Annotated in this window: 16 protein-coding genes and 1 tRNA gene; 9 read left to right on the plus strand and 8 right to left on the minus strand. The window is 59.1% G+C overall.

What is annotated here, in order from left to right; all coding sequences use genetic code 11:
• Positions 1-82 precede the first annotated feature (82 nt).
• On the plus strand, positions 83-562 hold the full coding sequence (locus FE702_RS04590; protein ID WP_147125091.1) for a hypothetical protein: 480 nt from the start codon (positions 83-85) through the stop codon (positions 560-562).
• Between the two features lie 45 nt (positions 563-607).
• Here FE702_RS04590 and FE702_RS04595 read toward each other — a convergent pair.
• From FE702_RS04595 to pdxH, 4 genes are all read right to left on the minus strand, one after another.
• A tRNA-Pro gene (locus tag FE702_RS04595) sits at positions 608-684 on the minus strand.
• Between the two features lie 50 nt (positions 685-734).
• Positions 735-1,166 (minus strand): DUF192 domain-containing protein, encoded by a 432-nt coding sequence (locus FE702_RS04600; protein ID WP_147125092.1) that lies wholly within the window; start codon positions 1,164-1,166, stop codon positions 735-737.
• A 17-nt stretch (positions 1,167-1,183) separates the two neighbouring features.
• On the minus strand, positions 1,184-1,714 hold the full coding sequence (locus FE702_RS04605; protein WP_147125093.1) for a cold-shock protein: 531 nt from the start codon (positions 1,712-1,714) through the stop codon (positions 1,184-1,186).
• 141 nt (positions 1,715-1,855) lie between these two features.
• A complete protein-coding gene (pdxH, locus tag FE702_RS04610) occupies positions 1,856-2,485 on the minus strand; it encodes a pyridoxamine 5'-phosphate oxidase (RefSeq protein WP_147125094.1) in 630 nt (209 codons plus the stop codon).
• Positions 2,486-2,602: 117 nt separating this feature from the next.
• Between pdxH and FE702_RS04615 the strand changes: the two genes are divergently transcribed.
• The 6 genes from FE702_RS04615 (at position 2,603) to trpE (ending at position 9,131) form a co-directional block, all read left to right on the plus strand.
• The gene (locus FE702_RS04615; RefSeq protein ID WP_255449585.1) at positions 2,603-3,385 is read left to right on the plus strand and encodes an enoyl-ACP reductase FabI; all 783 of its coding nucleotides are present in this window, start codon (positions 2,603-2,605) and stop codon (positions 3,383-3,385) included.
• Complete coding sequence (locus FE702_RS04620; RefSeq protein ID WP_255449586.1) at positions 3,327-4,007, plus strand: LysE family translocator; 681 nt, start codon at positions 3,327-3,329, stop codon at positions 4,005-4,007. Before FE702_RS04615 ends, FE702_RS04620 begins: the two co-directional genes overlap by 59 nt.
• Before the next feature lie 11 nt (positions 4,008-4,018).
• The gene (gpt, locus tag FE702_RS04625) at positions 4,019-4,522 is read left to right on the plus strand and encodes a xanthine phosphoribosyltransferase (protein WP_147125096.1); all 504 of its coding nucleotides are present in this window, start codon (positions 4,019-4,021) and stop codon (positions 4,520-4,522) included.
• Between the two features lies 1 nt (position 4,523).
• On the plus strand, positions 4,524-5,696 hold the full coding sequence (locus tag FE702_RS04630) for an aminotransferase (protein WP_147125097.1): 1,173 nt from the start codon (positions 4,524-4,526) through the stop codon (positions 5,694-5,696).
• A 66-nt stretch (positions 5,697-5,762) separates the two neighbouring features.
• Positions 5,763-7,610, plus strand: coding sequence for a peptidylprolyl isomerase (locus FE702_RS04635; RefSeq protein ID WP_147125098.1), 1,848 nt, complete (start codon positions 5,763-5,765; stop codon positions 7,608-7,610).
• Between the two features lie 12 nt (positions 7,611-7,622).
• Positions 7,623-9,131, plus strand: a complete 1,509-nt coding sequence (gene trpE, locus FE702_RS04640) for an anthranilate synthase component I (RefSeq protein ID WP_147125099.1) — start codon at positions 7,623-7,625, stop codon at positions 9,129-9,131.
• Here trpE and FE702_RS04645 read toward each other — a convergent pair.
• From FE702_RS04645 to FE702_RS04660, 4 genes are all read right to left on the minus strand, one after another.
• The gene (locus FE702_RS04645; RefSeq protein ID WP_147125100.1) at positions 9,128-10,717 is read right to left on the minus strand and encodes a hypothetical protein; all 1,590 of its coding nucleotides are present in this window, start codon (positions 10,715-10,717) and stop codon (positions 9,128-9,130) included. The two genes, trpE and FE702_RS04645, sit on opposite strands and share 4 nt — an antisense overlap.
• A gap of 3 nt (positions 10,718-10,720) precedes the next feature.
• A complete protein-coding gene (locus FE702_RS04650; protein WP_222611786.1) occupies positions 10,721-11,710 on the minus strand; it encodes a glycosyltransferase family 2 protein in 990 nt (329 codons plus the stop codon).
• Positions 11,707-12,108 (minus strand): GtrA family protein, encoded by a 402-nt coding sequence (locus FE702_RS04655; RefSeq protein WP_186826983.1) that lies wholly within the window; start codon positions 12,106-12,108, stop codon positions 11,707-11,709. The genes FE702_RS04650 and FE702_RS04655 overlap by 4 nt, the downstream gene beginning before the upstream one ends.
• 88 nt (positions 12,109-12,196) lie before the next feature.
• Positions 12,197-13,654, minus strand: coding sequence for a polysaccharide deacteylase family 2 protein (locus tag FE702_RS04660; RefSeq protein ID WP_147125103.1), 1,458 nt, complete (start codon positions 13,652-13,654; stop codon positions 12,197-12,199).
• A gap of 157 nt (positions 13,655-13,811) precedes the next feature.
• On the opposite strand from FE702_RS04660, the gene FE702_RS04665 reads away from it, so the two are divergent.
• Positions 13,812-14,405, plus strand: a complete 594-nt coding sequence (locus FE702_RS04665; protein WP_147125104.1) for an anthranilate synthase component II — start codon at positions 13,812-13,814, stop codon at positions 14,403-14,405.
• Positions 14,402-15,418, plus strand: a complete 1,017-nt coding sequence (gene trpD, locus FE702_RS04670) for an anthranilate phosphoribosyltransferase (protein WP_147125105.1) — start codon at positions 14,402-14,404, stop codon at positions 15,416-15,418. Before FE702_RS04665 ends, trpD begins: the two co-directional genes overlap by 4 nt.
• The last annotated feature ends 102 nt before the right edge of the window (positions 15,419-15,520 follow it).

Consider the following 15,520-nt stretch of genomic DNA (forward strand, 5'->3'; position numbering starts at 1 on the left):
CCAAATCAGCCACCCACAACAAAGCCTTGAAGTATCGACAGTTTTCTTGAACTCGGACCGGCACCACTCCATTTCAGGTGATATGAAGCTTCGATTATCCCCCCGCCCGATCGCGTTTGGCATTTTTGCAATAGTGCTGACTGGCTGCGCCCAGCCACCATATGTTGTGCCAAAGGGACAAGAAGGCCGTCAGGCCGCGTTTTTCGCGGAATTTCCTGAAAGGCTCTTTGAGATTGCGGAAGAGGTCTGTGATGCGCCGACAGAGACACTGACAAAACGATCGGAAACCAGCATCGAATGTGAATCGCTCCCAACTCCAGAAGCAGCGGCGGCGCTGATTCTTCGGTTCGATGGCGACATTCAACGATTGCCGACGCTTGTGAACACTTTGGAAGCCACGGCGCAAAATGACGGGTTTTTGGTCGAAGCAGAGTATTTCTTTCGCGTGCCACAACTGGGCGCTGACTCAGTGGTCGTGCGCATCCCACAGCGAGACGCAGATCGCGCCATTCAACGCATCTTTCGGATGGCTGGCGGTCAGATCACCCTGCCCCCGGTATAGCGCGACATCGGGCGAAAAGCGTGGCCATTCAGTTTTTTGAGGAACTGGTCGGGGCGGCAGGATTCGAACCTACGACCCCCTGTACCCAAAACAGGTGCGCTACCAGACTGCGCCACGCCCCGACCGTGGGCGGGTGAATACGCAAGCTTTTCTGATTTGAAAAGAGGTAACCTCAGCTTCCGCAGGGAAAAGCTGCACCTTTTTGATCAATTGAGGGGTGTTGAAGGACGTCACCAGCATCAATACCCAGCTGCGCAGACAATCCACCATTGATTTCCAGCACATATTGCACCGAGTCGCCCCCAAAGATCGGGGTTTCATCCAGCGGGATCGCATTTTCATGCACGCTTACGATCGTGCCCGATCCGTCCATAAAGATCATGTCGAGTGGAATCAGCGTATTGCGCATCCAGAACGACACGGATTGCTCAGCCTGATAAACAAAAAGCATGCCTACACTCGTCGGCATGCTTTCAACATTCATAAGACCTTGGCCACGTTCTGCGATGGTATCGGCGACCGCCACACGGAATCGCACAACCGAGGTTTCATCAACCTGAATCAACACTTCGTCTTCGACACAGGCCGCGGCGGTGCCTGCCATCAGGAAGAACGCCGCGATCAAACTGGAACAGCGGTTTCCCAGCTGTGAACCATCGCCGCCATCCGACCGCGTTTTCCATCCAGTACTCGTAAACATATCGCTTCACCCGGTTGCAAATCCGCGAGCCCAGACCGACGCAACACCTCGATATGGACAAATACATCTTCGTCATTGCCGAAGATATTTGCAAATCCAAAGCCCTTGGCCTTGTCGAACCACTTTACCCGCGCAGGTTCGAGCTCAAGCTGCAGAAGGTCTTTCTCTTCGTAGCCTTCGATATCTGCCAGCGCGACCGGTTCAGCGACTGCTGGCGGCGCCAGAGACAGGACTTCTACCGCCTGAGAGCCACGCTGCGTGTCCTGAACCAAAACCTCGATTTCGACACCGTCGGCAACCGAAGATTGACCAAAGTTGCGCAGAACATTGGCATGCAAAAGGATGTCCTGACCGCCTTCGTCGGCGACGACAAAGCCGTAGCCCTTCGAGGGATCAAACCATTTGATGGTTCCGTGGACATGCCGTCCATCATCTAAGTCTTTTCGTGTCATGTGTCCGTTATTGTTCGCTTTGTTCATGACAACGCACTGCTGGCGCGCCCGGTTACGTTAAGTTGTAATCACAAAAAACCTTCAACACACAACCGGTTGTAGCCTGTCTTTTGGACAGTCTAGCCGGCTTTCCGCCCGCTTTTACGGGTTCAGACGTGTGACATCCCACGGTGCATCGGGGGTCTCCCGATACCATCGGAAACGGTCGTGCAACCGAAACTCACCATTAGCCCAGAACTCGATCTCAAACGGCACGATACGGAATCCACCCCAATACTCTGGACGCGAGGGTTCATCCGTAAGTTGCAATTTGGTCGACTCCAGGCGTTCGATCAACTCGTCACGCGACGTCAACGGCCGTGATTGACGCGACGCAATCGCGCCATAGCGGCTGCCCAGAGGACGCGAGGCGTAATAGGCGTCTGCCTGCGGACCATCCTCTTTCGTCACTGTGCCACGGATACGCACCTGTCTTAGCGTTGTTTTCCAATGCAAGCACAAGGCTGCGTGGCCCGAACCCAGGATCTCCTGGCCCTTTGCGCTGTCGTAGTTTGAATAAAAAACGAATGCCGCGTCTTCGATTTCCTTCAGAAGGATGATGCGCACATTTGGCCTACCCGCGGCGTCAACTGTCGCCAACGATGCCGCATGCGGGTCATTGGGTTCAGTGGCTGCGGCCACCTCCATCCAATCCCGAACCATTTGAAATGGATCATCACCGGCAAAGATACCGGAGCGGTCCGTGCTGCGGTCCACGACTTTCCCACTCATGGCGAATTCCCTTCGTCGCGGTGTTTCCCGTTCCACCGCTTCTTGATGGCGTATGGCCTATGGCCTAAACCGCGTCAAACACTGGACGGGACAAGGACAAAGTCAATGGATCAGCTAATGACAGGGAAACGCGGGCTGATTATGGGGCTTGCCAACGACAAATCTATCGCATGGGGTATTGCACAAGCCTTGCATTCGGCGGGTGCAGAGATCGCCGTGACCTATCACGGAGCACCAATGCTCAAACGCGTGACCCCGCTGGCTGAGCAGTTGAATGCGCCCATCGTATTGGATTGTGACGTCTCGGACGCGGCCTCGGTGGCTCAGGCTAGGGATGAAGTCGCCAAGCTGTGGGATAGCATCGACTTCATCGTTCATGCCATTGGTTTTTCAGACAAATCTGAGCTTCGCGGTCGCTATGTCGACACCAGCCGCGACAACTTTCTGACCACAATGGACGTTTCTGTTTACTCGTTCACGTCGGTTGTCCAGGTGTTCGAACCGCTGCTTGCGCCGGGGGCATCCTGCCTGACGCTCAGCTATTTTGGCGCGGAAAAAGTCATGCCGAATTACAACGTGATGGGCGTCGCGAAAGCCGCGCTAGAAGCATCTGTCATGTATCTCGCGGCTGACTTGGGGAAATCGCAGGTTCGCGTGAACGCCATCAGTGCCGGCACAATCAAGACATTGGCCGCGTCGGGGATTGGCGATTTCAGAAAAATCATGAACCACACCGAAGGCAGCTCTCCACTGCGCCGCTCCGTCACTCAGGAAGAAGTAGGAAAATCAGCGCTTTACCTTCTATCTGATCTCGGAAGCGCGGTCACGGGAGAGGTCCTGCATGTCGATGCCGGATACCATGTCGTCGGAATGCCACCCTTGGAACAGGACGACGCCTGACGTGGGTTTCTGGGCGTTTTTCACCCTTGCCACGATCCACGCCGTCGCGGTCATGAGCCCCGGCCCCACATTTGTTGTGCAATTACGCACATCAATAACCGAAGGCGCGACCATCGGCGCGGTCACCGCGTTTGGCTTTGGCATTGGTGCCGCGATCTGGGCGGCGGCAGCGCTTTTGGGATTGGCCGCCTTGTTTCAGGTGGCGCCCGCTGCGTTGACCGTTCTGAAGGTGGCAGGTGGGCTATTTCTCGCATTTATTGGCATCGTGATGTGGCGTCATGCACCTGAGCCCGCGCCCATGGATCCAGGCGCTGCGAGAACGCGAAGACTGACGCCTTGGAGAGCTTTGCGGCTTGGCATTCTGACATCGCTCGCCAATCCCAAGGTCGTCGTGTTTTTTGGGGCCGTTTTCGTTGGATTGGTGCCTGCGACTGCAACATGGATGGATTTTGCTATCATTCTTGCACTGATCATCGCGGTCGAAAGCACGTGGTATGCGTGCCTCGGCGTGGCCTTTGCCGCGCCGCCTGCCCGGCGCGCCTATGCACGCGCCAAAACCTGGATTGATCGCGCTTTTGGTGGTGTTTTGACCGCCATGGGCCTAAGGATCATGGTCAACTAAGGGAGAACGCCATGAACGACCGTCTGCCCCACGAAAAGGGCTTTCATGTCAGCTGGGATCAAATCCACCGCGACAGCCGCGCATTGGCATGGCGTCTGGACGGAAAAGGACCGGATGACGGCGCTTGGAAGGCGATCGTGGCCATCACGCGCGGCGGCATGGCACCCGCGATGATTATCGCACGCGAGCTTGACGTGCGCACGGTCGATACGATCAGCGTCAAGAGCTACGATCATCAGGCGCAATCGCAAGCCGTGGTCCTGAAAAGCCCGGATAAAGAGATGATGGGCGACGGGACCGGTATCCTTGTGATCGACGATCTGGTCGACAGCGGCAAGACTTTGGAATTGGTGCGCGAATTGTACCCCAACGCGCATTTCGCGACAGTCTACGCCAAACCCACCGGCGAGCCCCAGGTTGACACCTTTGTCACCGGCGTCAGCCAGGACACCTGGATCTTCTTTCCGTGGGACATGGCGCTGCAATATGTCGAACCCTATCGCGGGAAGGACTGATATGGGCGCACCGCGCACGGCCCAGACCTTTGCGCCACCGGTGATGGAGGCGCGCCGTTGGTTGCAAGGTATCGAGTTTTCCTCGGATCGCCCGCTGATCAATGTCAGCCAAGCGGCCCCGGTGGACCCGCCGCCTGCCCCGCTTCTCGAAGCGATGCAGCGCGCGCTCACCGAGGACGATACCCATCTTTATGGCCCGGTTTTGGGACTGCCAGCGCTACGCGCGGAAATCGCGGCGCAGTGGTCGGCGGCATATGGCGGTGCGGTCCGCGCCGATCAGGTCGGTATCACGTCGGGCTGCAATCAGGCGTTTTCGGCGGCTATCGCCACGCTTTGCGGCGAAGGCGACAACGTCATTCTTCCGACTCCCTTCTACTTTAACCACAAGATGTGGCTCGATATGGCGGGCGTCGATTGCGTCCCGTTGGATGCCGGTGACAGTCTTCTGCCTGATCCGGCGGTTGCCGAGGCGTTGATCACGTCAGAGACCCGCGCCATCGCCCTTGTGACACCAAACAATCCGGGCGGTGTAGAGTATCCCGCGGAGCTCGTGCGTGCATTCTTTGATCTGTGCAGCAAGCATGGCATTTCACTCATCGTCGATGAGACCTACCGCGATTTCCATGCTGAACCTGGCGCGCCGCATGATCTTTTTACGCGCGACGGGTGGGATCGCACGCTGATTCAGCTTTACTCTTTCTCCAAGGCCTACCGCCTGACGGGGCATCGCGTGGGCGCCGTCGTAACCAGCGCGGCGCGACAGGCCGAGATTGAAAAGTTTCTGGACACGGTCAGCATCTGCCCCAATCAATTGGGCCAGAAAGCAGCACTTTGGGGGATGCAGAATCTCTCACAATGGCTGGCTGGCGAGCGTGACGAAATTCTCGACCGCCGCGCTGCCATCGCAGAAGAGTTTCCCAAGCTTGCAGATAACGGCTGGGAGCTATTGGGCGTCGGGGCATATTTCGCCTATGTCCGCCACCCGTTCGATTTGGCCAGTGATAAAATGGCGGAACGTCTGGTGTCCGAGGCAGGCGTTCTATTGCTTCCGGGAACCATGTTTCACCCGCCAGAGACACCGCGCGCAGCGTCTGAGCTTCGGATCGCCTTTGCAAACGTGGATCGCTCAGGCATTTCAACGCTTTTTGATCGCCTCGCGCAGTGGCATCCCTAAGCCCGCTTGTGGCGCAATCCGCGCCGCGATATGCACGCATCTAAACATCTTGAGGGAGCGTAAGGCATGGCCAAAAGCCTGAGAAAAAAAGCCGGTGACGTCGCAGTTTGGGTCATTCTGGGCCTGCTGATCGTCGGCCTCATGGGCTTTTCTGTCGGCAATTTCGGCAGCGCGCGTCAGGCGATTGGCTCGGCGGGCGACAAACCGATCTATGCACAGGCCTATTTCGACGCTTTACGCTCTGACATCCAGCAGTTCGAGAATGCGACGGGTCAGAATATCAGCCTTGTCGAAGCACAATCGCTGGGCCTGCAGCAGGCGACCTTGCAGCGCGTCGTCACAGAACGCGCGCTTGAAAACGAGGCGGCAGAACTGGGGCTATCCATCGGGGACGAACAAATCCGCGAACAGGTCCTGTCATTTCCCGCGTTTCAGGGGCTGACCGGCGGCTTTGACCGTCAACGCTATGCCGACATTCTGGCCCGCAATAGCCAGACTGAGGAAACCTTTGAAACGCAATTGCGTGAATCTGGTGCGCGTGAATTGCTTCAAACCGCTGTTCTGGCGGGCATCACCGCGCCAGACACTTTCGTGTCTGCGGTTCTGGAATTTGCCACCGAAGAACGCGATTTCACGTGGGCACTGATGACACAGGCTGATCTGATCACGCCCCTGCCAGAGCCGACAGAAGACGACCTGCAAGCGCAGTATGAAAGCGACCCGGCGGCTTACACTTTGCCCGAGACCAAACGCATCAACTACGTCTGGCTGACGCCTGACATGATCCTCGACGATGTACAGGTAGACGAAACCGATCTGCAGGCGCTCTACGAAGAACGCCGCGCCGAGTTTAATCAACCTGAACGCCGCCTCGTCGAACGTCTGATCTTCGGCAATGCCGAACGCGCCGAGGAGGCACGCGCGCGAATCGACGCCGGCGGCAGCTTTGAAGACGAAGTCGAAACGCGCGGCCTGTCTCTCTCTGACGTGGATATGGGCGACGTCCTGCAATCCGATCTGGGCCCCGCAGGAGAGGCCGTTTTTGCTGCTGATGCCCCCTCTGTGGTTGGTCCTGTAAATACGTCGCTTGGCCCCGCGCTCTTTCGCGTGAATGCCGTCTTGGCGGCTCAAGAGGTTCCATTCGAAGAAGCGCGCGATGCGCTTCAGGACGAATTGGCGCTGGACCGCGCCCGCCGCATGATCGACGCGCAGGTAGACGAATATGAAAACGAACTCGCCGCTGGCGCCGAGATCGCAGAACTTGCGGACACGACAGACCTGCGCGCAGGCACGATAGACTGGTTCCCGGGTGTGGACACCGACATTGCCGCCTATGACGCGTTTCAACAAGCTGCAGCAGCCGTGCGAGAGGGTGACTTTGCAGAGATCGCCGCACTGGATGACGGCGGTATCTTTGCCATGGAACTGCAAGAGGTCATAGCTCCGCGCCTTCAACCACTTGAAGACGTACGCGAAGCGGTAACTGAGGATTGGCGCGCTGCCGCCACTGTGGCGGCTCTGTCCTCACTCGCAGACACACTCTCTCCGCAGATTGCAGCCGGTATGGATATGGCGACGCTTGGCCTGACGGCATCGGTCGAAACCGAAATGCTCCGCAGCGGATTTGTGCCTGATACACCGCCCAATTTCCTCGAAACCGTCTTCTCGATGGATGTCGGTCAGGTGGAAACGGTGGCTTATGACGGGCGCGTTATCTTGGTGCGGCTTGATGCGGTCAACGAAACCTCGTCTGACGATCCCGACACAGCAGCCTTGGCCGGTCTGTTGGAACAGCAACTGTCACAAAGCTACGCCCAAGATCTGTATTCCGCCTTTAGCGCAGGCGTGGTGGGGCAGACGGACGTGTCGCTGAACCAGCAATTGATCAACGGCTTGCACGCCCAAATTCAGTAAAGACCTCAGTTTATGGCCCTTGTTCCCGCCTTTGACGCCTTTGCCGCCGCCTATGACGCAGGGCAAAACCAGGTCGTATATACCCGTTTGGCTGCCGATCTGGACACACCGGTTTCCGTGATGATGAAGCTCACGGGCGCGGAAAAGGACAGCTTTGTCCTCGAATCCGTCACCGGTGGCGAGGTGCGCGGGCGCTATTCCATCATCGGGATGAAGCCGGACCTGATCTGGCGCTGTCGCGGGACGTCCTGTGAACTGAACCGGCAGGCGCGCTATGACGACGACGCATTCGTGGCCGAGGGTACCGACCCCCTCACCTCCTTGCGCGCGTTGATCGCCGAAAGCCGGATCGACCTGCCAGCTGACCTACCGTCTGCGGCCGCGGGCCTCTTTGGTTATCTGGGCTACGACATGATCCGACTGGTCGAGCACCTGCCAAATGTGAATCCCGATCCGCTGGGCCTGCCTGACGCTGTGATGACACGCCCTACGATCATTGCGGTACTTGATGGGGTCAAAGGTGACGTCATCATCGTTTCGCCTGCCTATGCCAATTCCGGGCTCTCCGCCAAAGCCGCTTATGCGCAGGCGGCAGAGCGTGTCATGGACGCCGCCCGCACACTTGAACGCCCCGTCCCACTGACATCGCGCGAGATGAGCGGCGGCGAAACCGTTGGCGAGCCCAAGTCGAACTTTACCAAAACGGGCTATCTGGCCGCCGTGGAAAAAGCCAAGGACTACATCAAGGCTGGCGATATCTTTCAGGTCGTACCCGCCCAACGCTGGGCGCAGGATTTCCGCGAACCGCCATTTTCGCTGTATCGCTCCATGCGGCGGACGAACCCCTCGCCTTTCATGTTCTTTTTCAACATGGGCGGGTTTCAGATTGTTGGGGCCAGCCCTGAAATCCTCGTGCGATTGATGGATAATGAGGTCACGATCCGCCCCATCGCAGGCACACGCCATCGCGGCGCGACACCCGCCGAGGACAAGGCGCTCGAAGAGGATCTGTTGGCAGACCCAAAGGAACTGGCAGAACACCTGATGCTGCTTGACCTTGGCCGCAACGATGTAGGGCGTGTGGCCAAGATCGGCACGGTGCGCCCGACCGAGAAATTCGTGATCGAACGCTACAGCCACGTTATGCACATCACGTCGAACGTGGTGGGTGAACTGGCAGAAGATCAAGACGCTTTGTCAGCATTGCTTGCTGGCTTGCCGGCCGGAACTCTTTCAGGTGCACCCAAGGTTCGGGCGATGGAAATCATCGACGAGTTGGAACCGGAAAAACGCGGCATCTATGGCGGCGGGTGCGGGTATTTCAGCGCCAATGGTGAAATGGACATCTGCATCGCGCTCCGCACGGCAATCGTCAAAGACGGAACCCTGTATTCGCAGGCCGGCGGCGGTGTGGTATACGACAGCGACCCAGAGGCCGAATTCCAGGAAACCGTGAACAAGGCCAAATCTGTGTGGACGGCAGCCAAGGATGCGGCGCGCTTTACCAGCGGCAACGCCTAGCGGCTGATCACGTCGTAGATCTGGAACCGCCCGACCTGTGCCGACAGCCTCAGCGGCGCGGTGGCAACGAGCGCGGCGGGCAACGGCTCCATCGCCAAAACCTTGTTGAACTTGGTGTCCCAACCCTGCGTGTAGGGTTCCTTGCGGCAGGTACGCGATCCCGGCTCTGGTGGCGCGGACTGAAAGATCGCGCAGGCGGGGTTTGCGTGCATGGTTGGCGTTGCGTGGTCGGCCCATTCCAGGCGCAGCTGCACGGCATGAACCCCCTGGAACAAGGTCGGCATAAATGCCTTTTGCGTGGCCGTTGCATAGCCTTGGACGTGCCACAGCCGTTCGTCGTTGAAACGCCCCGGCGCGCGCACCGGCAGCACACGATCCCCCGGCTCGACCGTTTCAGACATCACCGCCATAAGATCGCGCATTTCTTGGTCGTGCATCTGGAACCAATCGTTGATCTGGGCACTGCGCAAACCTGTTGCGCCCAGCACAGCCGCAGCCAGCAAAACAGCGCGCCCAAATGCCATCTCGGGCCATCGGGTCGCGGCAATCGCAATCAGAATCATGACAAAAACAAAGCGGACGTCGACCATCGCAACGCCGCTCAGCCAAACCGGTGCTGCCAGCGCGACGACCACCATCACCGCAACAGGCCCCCACATGACCCGCGCCATGGTCAGCCCAATACGTGGAAGCACAGCGGTCGCCAGAGCCGCATAGAGCGCCAGCGTTATCAACACGGCATGGGCATTCATCGGTCCGACATCATCATCTGCCAGCGCGAAGATCGGCGTCAAAAACCGGTTCAAACGATCCTGCAGCGTGCCAAAGTCGGTATAGCTGCCTGCCGGGCTGGCGGGCCCGGTTAATATTCCATAGGCCAACCACAGCACCGGCAAAACAAAAGGCATTCCCATGATGGCACCGCGCGCCAGAGCTGCCCATGTGCGGTCCTCTGCCAGCTTCTGAAGCTCGCGCCCAAAGGCCAACGCCCCAAGGACGCCAAAGGCGAAGAAATGCATCAGGAAAAGAACCGGCGCGATGGTGGCAAACACCAATGCCCTCAGCCAAAGCGCGCGCGTTTCTAAGCGCAGATAGAGCGCGAATGCATAGATCGCGAAGGGCAGCGTGAAACTATAGTTCTGAAATCCGAACAGGAACGTGCAGTTATAAACCATCAGTCCGGCAGCCAGAGACCATGCCGTCCACCGTCCATGCACGACCCGCGCCAGAACAAGTGTGCTCAGTAACAGATTGGCCGCCGAAAAGCTCATCACCCAGTAGGAAAAAGCAACCGCATCTCCGGGATACCCCAGCAAGCGCCAGAGCAGATCAGCTGCGGAATTCGGGACGAGAACAAATTGCGTGGTGTAATACTCGGTCAACGGCCCACCGGCTGCCACATCGGCCATAATTGTGTGCCGCGCCATGTGGTTCGGAAGGTCGGTCAGCGGCAGGTACTGCGCCCCCAGCAATGGATAAAGCAGCAAACACAGGATCACCGCCACGCCAAGAGCGACCCACGAAGCATCTGACAAGCGCGCGCGCAGATCGGCGGCCGGGGAAGCGATGTCTGACGCCGTCGACATGCCCTACTCCGCTGCCACGCGCAGCGGCGCGCGGTCAGCCTGGGCCTTGGACGGGCGCGCGATTTCATCGACGATGAACCGTGGCCGCGCCTTGGTCTCCATGTAAATCTTGCCGATATACTCTCCGATAACACCCAGCGCGATCATGTGGACGCCGCCCAAGATGTAGATCGGCAGCACGATTGATGTCCAACCGGGCACAGTGGCCCCCATGCTCCACGCAGCCAGCGAATAGAGCGCGTAGCACATCGAAAGTGCCGCAACGAGGAAGCCAAGGATTGCGATCATGCGCAACGGCTTGATCGAAAAGGACGTGATCCCTTCTGCGGCCAGCGCCAGCATCTTGCCAAGCGGGTATTTGCTTTCGCCCGCGACACGCTCCGCCCGGTCATAGGTGACGGTTGCTGTCTGAAACCCGATCTGGCGGACAAGCCCGCGCAGGAACAAGTTCCGTTCCTGAAAGCTATCAAGCGCGGCGATGGCCTTGGCACTCATTAGACGGAAATCAGCATGATCCGGAATGATATCGACGCCCATCAATTGCAGGACCCGGTAATATCCGCGCGCTGTCAGGCGTTTGAACGCCGTGTCGGTATCACGCGCCGCGCGCACACCAAAGACGATCTCGGCCCCATCACGATAGGCATCCAGCATCTGTTCGACGACCGTTGGGTCATCCTGCAAATCGGCATCCATGGATATGGTGACATCGGCATCTGCATTCAGCAGCCCCGCAAGCAACGCCGCCTGATGGCCTTGGTTCTTGCTCAGCCGCAGGCCTGTGGCCCCATGTGTTTTGCGAGCCGCTTCGATTATCTCCCATGTCCGATCGCGTGATCCGTCATCGACCAGCAAGATTTCGGCGGGCGCTGCGATGCGTCCAGAGTCCAGCAAGCTGTCCGACATCGACCGCAGCGTATCCAACAACGCCGGCAGGGCCTCTTCCTCATTGTAGCACGGGATGACAAAACTCAGGGTCGGAGCCGATTTCATGTGAACACCATCCATTTCATCCCGACAAAGAGCATCGCAGAATAGGTCACCGCACCGATGGCCTGCGCCACCGGATAGGCCAGCCCAAACTGCGCGCCGCCGACGGCGACGGCCAGATTTGCAAGGAATGCCAAAGCCACGAGACAGACAAATCCCAAGGCCGCGCGGCGAACCGCGCCTTGGTGGCGAAAGGTCCAGCGTTTGTTCAGGGCAAAGGAAACTGCCCATCCTATGCCGTAGCCCACGCAGTTGGCCAAAACGATGCTCGCATCCAACCCGTAAACGCAAATCAGGATCAGCCCATAACCAAGCCCGGTATTCACCACACCGGTCACGCCATAGCGCCAAAGCTGCCCCCAAAGGCTGCGATCTGGATATGTTGGCTGAGCTGCGCTCAAGGTCCCACCCGTTTGCCTGTTTCCAATTTGGGAACAGTCAATCACCGGAATGCGGCACAATCTTGGCCGGTTTGCGCCGTTTCAGCGCTTATTGAGCCTCTGTCTCCAGAAGGACAGCCGAAGCAGGCGCAAGGTTCACGCGCTGCGCGCGGTCCTGCTGAGACCAGATCAACAAGGCAGAGATCGTGTCAGCGCGCAGTCGCGCGAGCAGGATCACCTGCCCCTCCTGCCCGGCCCGAAACGCGGCCTGATCCAGGAACCGGGTGATCACGCGCGCGTCCTGACCGCTGCTGTCCAAGTCACGAAAGACGGTGCCGGTCGGCACGCCTGCGCGGCGCGCCGTCTGAGCGGTTGAATTCAGACCTTGTTCAAACGTGACAAGCCCGTGGCCCGTCTCTGCAAGGATGTCAGCAACCTGAGCCACAACCCGGCGGTCGCCGCCAAACCCATTCAACGATCCGTCCAGAACGGTCGCCGCCGCAGGCACCGATTGCAGGTAGGTCTGAAAGGCTGTTTCCACATCCGCCGGGGCCGCCCCCGCCGGAAGATCGGCAATTAGCGCTACTTCATGACCTGCGGCACGATAGGCCTGCATGGCCTGCAGTGCATCCGCCCGTCCGGCGGGCAAAGCAAATGTCAACGGCCCCTCAAAGCCTTGCAGGGCTGGCAATGCTGCGGCGTCGGCATTTTCATCAATCAAGATGATCGACACCAAAGGGCGGTCATCAAGCCCACCCCAACGGTCGGTCACAGCATTGGTGTCAATTGCTCGCGCAACCGGATTGGTTTCGGCGGTATCTCCGATGGACGGCAAACGATTGGTAGTGACGTTCGTGGCACGATCACCAAACCCACCGGCACTGGCTTGAGGCCGCGGGGCGTCATCCAGTGGATCCGCATCAGTCTCTGCCGTGTCCTCGGTGGTTGCCTCTGGTTCAGGCTCCGCAGTCACGACGGGTTCCGCATCATCCTCTTGCACAGAAGTGTCGGTGGCGTCGCTTTCCTGCGCCTGATCCTTATCGCCGGAAGGCGTGTCAGATGGCACCGGCGTTTGAGAAGCCTGCTCTTGTGACACGTCACTGGAAGGTGTGGTTTCAGGCGAAACCTCTGGCGCTGCCTGCGGTTCCGCTGTCGGCAGGGATGTTGCTTCCTCGGTCGACACCTCTGGTGTCGCCGGGGCCTCAAGCTGAACCGTGACGCCCGAATCCTGCGGCGTCGCTGGTGGAGGAGCCAGTTCTTGCACGTCCCCCGTCACAGGCACATCCGCTGACGCCGTGACATCTGATCCCAATGTCGGGGCCGGTGGGGCCGCCGGTGCATCGACCATCGGGGCCGTCCCGGTGTCAGGAGCCTCTTCTGGCTCGGCGGCGACTTGAGCGGGCTCATCCTCTTTCGCGGTGTCGAAAGCAGAGCCTGCCGGAACCTCAATCACATCCGCCCGCGGCGGCGTGGCTCCGGGCGTTTCGCCCAGCAAAGACGCCACTGACAGCACGGCGCCGCCAACGACAAATCCCCAGAATGCGCCGAAGATTAACCCGCGTCCCATGGTTTGCTCTCACCCTCTTTGCGCGCGGTCTGACTCAATCGGACCATGACCTGCGCCTGGGGGCCTTGACGCCCCTTTTATTCCCAACGCATCTATACCGCGTTGGGGCGTCCTGTGGATAGCCCTGATTAAGAATTGCCCCAACCTGGACGGGATCATGCTTCTTCTCATCGATAACTACGACAGTTTCACCTACAACCTTGTCCATTATCTGGGCGAGTTGGGGGCCGATGTCGAAGTCTGGCGCAACGATGCGCTGACGGTCGAAGACGCGATGGCCAAGAACCCGGCAGGCATTCTCTTGTCCCCTGGTCCCGGCACGCCAGAACAATCCGGCATCTGTCTTGGCATGGTCGAAGCCGCAGCCAAGAGCCGCACTCCGTTGATGGGCGTTTGCCTCGGGCATCAATCCATCGGACAGGCATTCGGCGGCAAGGTCGAGCGCTGCCACGAGATCGTCCACGGCAAGGTTGGCACCATGCATCACACCGGTCAGGGCCTTTTTGAAGGTTTGCCAACACCGATGCAGGCCACCCGCTATCATTCGCTCATCGTCGACCGCGCGAGCCTGCCAAATAGCTTGACTGTCACAGCCGAGCTGGATGATGGCACCATCATGGGCTTGCAGCACCACGAGCTTCCGATCCACGGGGTACAATTCCACCCCGAAAGCATCGCCAGCGAACATGGTCACGCCATGCTGCAGAATTTCCTGAACACCATGAACACACCAAAGGACGTGGCAGCATGAGCGACGCGATGAAACCCCTGATCTACGCGGCCTCCGAAGGGCCGCTCAGCCGCGCACAGGCTCAGCAAGCGTTTGAAATCCTGTTCGAAGGTCAGGCTACTCCGGCGCAGATGGGCGGCCTGTTGATGGCGATGCGCGCACGGGGCGAAAGCGTGTCGGAATACGCCGCAGCAGCAGCGGTGATGCGTTCGAAGTGCAATGCGGTGAAAGCGCCTGATGGTGCGATGGATATCGTCGGAACTGGCGGTGACGGTATGGGCACGCTGAATATCTCGACCGCGACAGCCTTTGTCGTGGCGGGCGCTGGCGTGCCAGTGGCCAAACACGGCAACAAGAACCTGTCGTCTAAATCGGGCGCCGCAGATGCTCTGGGTCAGATGGGCGTCAACGTCATGGTTGGCCCGGAAGTGGTGGAAAGGGCGCTGGAAGAAGTCGGCATCGGCTTCATGATGGCTCCGATGCATCACCCGGCAATCCGACATGTTATGCCTGTGCGTCAGGAACTGGGCTGCAAAACGATCTTCAATATCCTCGGCCCGCTCACAAACCCTGCCGGAGCCAAGCGGCAGTTGACCGGGGCCTTTGCCATCGACCTGATTTTCCCGATGGCCGAAACCCTGCAACAACTCGGCGCAGAAAAGGCATGGTTGGTGCATGGCTCGGACGGCACCGACGAAATCACGATCACCGGTCCAACGTCTGTGGCGGCGCTGGATGGCGATGAGATCACCTCTATGCAAGTCCATCCAGAGGACGCCGGCCTGCCCGTCCACCCGCTCAGCGCGATCCTTGGCGGCAAGCCAGAGGAAAACGGCGTGGCGTTCCGCGCGTTGCTAGAGGGTGAAACCAGCGCCTATCGCGATGCGGTCCTGCTGAATGCGGCAGCGGCCTTGCTGGTGGCGGATAAGGTCAGCGACCTCAAAGACGGCGTGGCCATGGCCGCCGAAGCCATCGACAGCGGAGCAGCCAAAGCCAAGGTCGAAGGGCTGGCGCGGGTGACGCGGGGCGAATGATGAGCCCACGAGGCGCGTGCGCGCCAAGCCCGACCTCGGGTCGGCCATTCAGCATGTCGTATCCTTCGTTCTTTGGAGCATCGACGCCGCTCATACTGCTGT

The organism is Shimia ponticola (assembly GCF_007995215.1).
Classification (GTDB): domain Bacteria; phylum Pseudomonadota; class Alphaproteobacteria; order Rhodobacterales; family Rhodobacteraceae; genus Shimia_B; species Shimia_B ponticola.

Coding starts and splice junctions, on each gene's coding strand:
- FE702_RS04590 (WP_147125091.1), top strand. CDS start 83: ATGAAGCTTCGATTATCCCCCCGCCCGATCGCGTTTGGCATTTTTGCA.
- FE702_RS04600 (WP_147125092.1), bottom strand. CDS start 1,166: ATGGCAGGCACCGCCGCGGCCTGTGTCGAAGACGAAGTGTTGATTCAG.
- FE702_RS04605 (WP_147125093.1), bottom strand. CDS start 1,714: ATGACACGAAAAGACTTAGATGATGGACGGCATGTCCACGGAACCATC.
- pdxH (WP_147125094.1), bottom strand. CDS start 2,485: ATGAGTGGGAAAGTCGTGGACCGCAGCACGGACCGCTCCGGTATCTTT.
- FE702_RS04615 (WP_255449585.1), top strand. CDS start 2,603: ATGACAGGGAAACGCGGGCTGATTATGGGGCTTGCCAACGACAAATCT.
- FE702_RS04620 (WP_255449586.1), top strand. CDS start 3,327: ATGTCGATGCCGGATACCATGTCGTCGGAATGCCACCCTTGGAACAGG.
- gpt (WP_147125096.1), top strand. CDS start 4,019: ATGAACGACCGTCTGCCCCACGAAAAGGGCTTTCATGTCAGCTGGGAT.
- FE702_RS04630 (WP_147125097.1), top strand. CDS start 4,524: ATGGGCGCACCGCGCACGGCCCAGACCTTTGCGCCACCGGTGATGGAG.
- FE702_RS04635 (WP_147125098.1), top strand. CDS start 5,763: ATGGCCAAAAGCCTGAGAAAAAAAGCCGGTGACGTCGCAGTTTGGGTC.
- trpE (WP_147125099.1), top strand. CDS start 7,623: ATGGCCCTTGTTCCCGCCTTTGACGCCTTTGCCGCCGCCTATGACGCA.
- FE702_RS04645 (WP_147125100.1), bottom strand. CDS start 10,717: ATGTCGACGGCGTCAGACATCGCTTCCCCGGCCGCCGATCTGCGCGCG.
- FE702_RS04650 (WP_222611786.1), bottom strand. CDS start 11,710: ATGAAATCGGCTCCGACCCTGAGTTTTGTCATCCCGTGCTACAATGAG.
- FE702_RS04660 (WP_147125103.1), bottom strand. CDS start 13,654: ATGGGACGCGGGTTAATCTTCGGCGCATTCTGGGGATTTGTCGTTGGC.
- FE702_RS04665 (WP_147125104.1), top strand. CDS start 13,812: ATGCTTCTTCTCATCGATAACTACGACAGTTTCACCTACAACCTTGTC.
- trpD (WP_147125105.1), top strand. CDS start 14,402: ATGAGCGACGCGATGAAACCCCTGATCTACGCGGCCTCCGAAGGGCCG.